Source organism: Micromonospora parastrephiae (assembly GCF_016802865.1).
Lineage (GTDB): Bacteria > Actinomycetota > Actinomycetes > Mycobacteriales > Micromonosporaceae > Micromonospora > Micromonospora parastrephiae.
Genome location: NZ_JAEVHM010000350.1, coordinates 1 through 2,979 on the forward strand (window position 1 = coordinate 1; position 2,979 = coordinate 2,979).

Consider the following 2,979-nt stretch of genomic DNA (forward strand, 5'->3'; position numbering starts at 1 on the left):
GGAGGTCCTCCTGCTCACCGGTGTACTGCTCGGGGTGCTCGGTGCGGGTGTGCTCCCGGCCGGCGCCCAGCGCGTTGGCCTCGATCCGGTACGGACGGCCAGCGGCTCCGGCGCGAACCCCACCGGCGGCGCGCCCCCCGGCGACCAGCGCCGCCACCAACTCCGCCTGCCGCTCGGCGAGCACCGCGCGGGGCGTGGGCGTGGAGCTGCCGTCGGGCGTCATGTCACGGCCGGGTAGCCGGCGGCGGTGGCCAGGGCGTCCAACTCGGCGCGGAGGTCGGCGGCCGGTGGGTAGCCGCCGTCGCGTTCCAGCAGCAGCGCCGGTGGTCGCCGACGGGCGCACAGCTCGCCCACCAGTTCCAGCACCGCCGGCGGCACCGGGTCGGTGTGCGTGTCGTGGTAGTAGCCGCCGTGTTCCGACCCGCCGGCGACGTGCGCGTACCCGACGCGGTCCAGCGGCAGGCGGTCGAGCAACGCGAGGGGGTCGGTGCCCCGGTTGCGGGCGTTGGCGTACACGTTGGCGACGTCGAGCAGCAGCAGAGCGCCGGTGCGGTCCAGGATCTCGGTGAGGAAGTCCGCCTCGTCCAGCTCGTCGTCGGGCCAGTCGATCAGCGCGGCGATCGGCTCCAGGGCGATCGGCACCGGCAGTTCGGCCTGCGCCCGGGCCACGTTGGCGCAGATCACGTCGACCGCCTCCCGGCTGCGCGGCAGCGGCAGCAGGTGCCCGGCCTCCAGGCCACCGGCCCGGACGAAGGCGATGTGCTCGCTGACCAGCGGGGCGTCGACTCGCTGCGCCACCGCCGCCAGGTGGGCGACACGGGCCGGGTCGACCGGCTCGGCGCCGCCGAGCGAGAGCCGCACCCCGTGCGGTACGACGGTCACCACCCGCTCGCGCAGCTGCGCCAGGCCCGGCGGGAGCGGTCCGGTGGCGGGGACCGACTCCGCCACCACCTCGACGAATCGCAGCCCGGGCAGCTCGGCCACGAAACCGGCGATCTCCGGACGCCAGCCGATCCCGACGCCGTACGGGCCGGTCATCCGCCGCACCCGCCTCCGCCGCACCCGCCGCCCCCGCCGCACGAGCTACCGCCCCCGCAGGAGCTGCCGCCGCCGCTCGACGTCGTGCCGCTCGAACCCGACGACCAGCCGCCGCCGAGGGCCTGGCGCTGCACCTCGGCCTGCTCGGCGAAGCCCGGGTCGAGAGCCCAGAGCGACGCGGTGCCGTACAGGGCCACGCCCATCGCCGCGCCGGCCGCCCCGTAGGTGGCGTACGCGGGCGACGAGCCGGGGGACAGGTGGGCGTGCTGGCGTCGCTGGTCACGCAGCGCGGCACGACCGGCCCGGGTGGTCTGCGGGACGCGCCACAGCAGCAGCACCGCCGCGAGCACCCCGAACAGGGTGAGGAGCAGGTAGCCGACCGGTCGACCGTTGGTCAGACCGGCGAACAGGCGCACCACGCCCAGGGTTAGCAGGGCGGCGAGGACACGGGTCCACCGCCGGACGGCGACCCGCTGTGCCTGACTCAGCAGCATGCCGCGCTGCTCCAGGTCGGTGCGGAGCTGGTCGAGGGCGTCGCGTACCCGCCGTTCCTGGTTGAGGTCCCGGGCCCGGGACCGCTGGTGGGCGGCCCAGTGGATCGCCTGGTCCAGCGGGGTGAGCCCGGTCGGTGTGGGGCCGGTGGTGAGCAGCCGGCGGTCGGGTCCGACACCGATCGCGCCGCTGCCGCGCAGCCCGCCGAGCGCGGCGTGCACGGCGAGGGCGGGCCCGCCGTTGAGGTACGCGAGCTGTTGCGCGCCGAGCGGGCCGGCGACGGCGGTGTTCGAGCCGGCCAGCAGGCGGATCCGGTAGAGCACCGCGAGCGCCGCCACCACGGCGGTCGCCACGAGGTAGAACCGGAGGAAGGTCGGGCCGGGGATGCCCCAGGTGTCGCCCGACGCGGCGTTGACGATCATCGGCTGCTCCTGTCGCCGGAGGGATCGGCGGCCCCATTGTGGAGCAGCGCCGCCACGTCCCGCCGGCCGGTGCCCGCGCGGTCAGTGCCGGCGGACCGCCTCCTCGACGAGGTCGAGCACCGGGCCAAGGTCACCGGCCGGGCGGCCCATCGCCAGGTGCAGCACCAGGCCGTCGTAGGCCAGCTCCAGGAACTGGGCGAGCACGTCGATCGGTACGTCCTCGCGGAGCACGCCGGCGTCGCGCTGTCGGGCGAGCCGGTCGCGGGTCGCCTCGGCGATCGCGGCGGACCGCTCCGCCCAACGGCGGGCGAACGCGGGATCGGTGCGCAGCCGACGGGAGACCTCCAGTTGACTGCCGAGCCAGCCGGTGGTGTCCGGCGAGACCGCCCGGGCCAGCAGGTCGCGCATGACCTGCACCAGACCGTTGCGGGCGACCGTCTCGACCATGACGGCGGCGTCGTCCTCGGCGACGGCCAGGAAGAGCGAGTCCTTGTCCCGGAAGTGGTGGAAGATGGCGCCGCGGGAGAGCCCGGTGGCCTCCTCGAGGCGGCGGACGGTCGCCCCCTCGTAGCCGTGCCGGGCGAAACACGCTCGCGCGGCGGCGAGGATCTCCTGCCGGCGCGCGTCGAGCTGATCCTGGCTTACTCTGGGCACGCGTCGATCGTCGCAGGTCACCCCGGGTCATGCAAACCGTACGTACGGCTTGGTAAAGGCCCCACGTCGACACCGCTACCATCGCCCGGTGACCCCGCCCCGCACCGTGCCCAGTACCCGCCCCAAGGGCCGCCGCTGGGGTCGAGGCCGAGCCGAGGCCGAGCCGGAGGAGCCGGTGTCGGGTGAGGAGTTCGGCTGGATCGACGACCTGCGCTCAGCCAAGCAGCAACGCACGGAGCTCGGCCCCGAGGGCGCCGCGGCGGAGGCCACCGGCCCGCGCGGTGGCGCGCCGGCGCCGCCCATCCCGCCCGACGGCCGAAGGGGTGACCCAGACGGCGCCGCCGCGCGACGTCCCGTGGACGGACCATGGCCG

General features: G+C 75.8%; 4 protein-coding genes and 1 pseudogene. 1 reads left to right on the forward strand and 4 read right to left on the reverse strand.

Annotated features, from left to right (window positions below; genetic code table 11):
- The 4 genes and pseudogenes from JNW91_RS30785 to JNW91_RS30800 all read right to left on the reverse strand — a co-directional run.
- Nucleotides 1–223, reverse strand: a pseudogene (locus JNW91_RS30785) (hypothetical protein); the annotation flags it as partial.
- A complete protein-coding gene (locus tag JNW91_RS30790; RefSeq protein ID WP_203178973.1) occupies nt 220–1,038 on the reverse strand; it encodes a DUF692 domain-containing protein in 819 nt (272 codons plus the stop codon). The gene JNW91_RS30790 and the pseudogene JNW91_RS30785, both read right to left, overlap by 4 nt.
- Nucleotides 1,035–1,952 (reverse strand): TIGR04222 domain-containing membrane protein, encoded by a 918-nt coding sequence (locus tag JNW91_RS30795; protein WP_203178974.1) that lies wholly within the window; start codon nt 1,950–1,952, stop codon nt 1,035–1,037. The genes JNW91_RS30790 and JNW91_RS30795 overlap by 4 nt, the downstream gene beginning before the upstream one ends.
- A gap of 81 nt (nt 1,953–2,033) precedes the next feature.
- Nucleotides 2,034–2,606, reverse strand: coding sequence for a TetR/AcrR family transcriptional regulator (locus JNW91_RS30800; RefSeq protein WP_139586810.1), 573 nt, complete (start codon nt 2,604–2,606; stop codon nt 2,034–2,036).
- Between the two features lie 88 nt (nt 2,607–2,694).
- Between JNW91_RS30800 and JNW91_RS30805 the strand changes: the two genes are divergently transcribed.
- Nucleotides 2,695–2,979, forward strand: a 285-nt coding sequence (locus JNW91_RS30805; RefSeq protein ID WP_203178975.1) for a hypothetical protein, incomplete at its 3' end; no start/stop codon positions are given.

Bases quoted from the DNA above. Each gene is read 5' to 3' on its own strand.
- JNW91_RS30790 (WP_203178973.1), bottom strand. From the start codon at position 1,038: ATGACCGGCCCGTACGGCGTCGGGATCGGCTGGCGTCCGGAGATCGCC.
- JNW91_RS30795 (WP_203178974.1), bottom strand. From the start codon at position 1,952: ATGATCGTCAACGCCGCGTCGGGCGACACCTGGGGCATCCCCGGCCCG.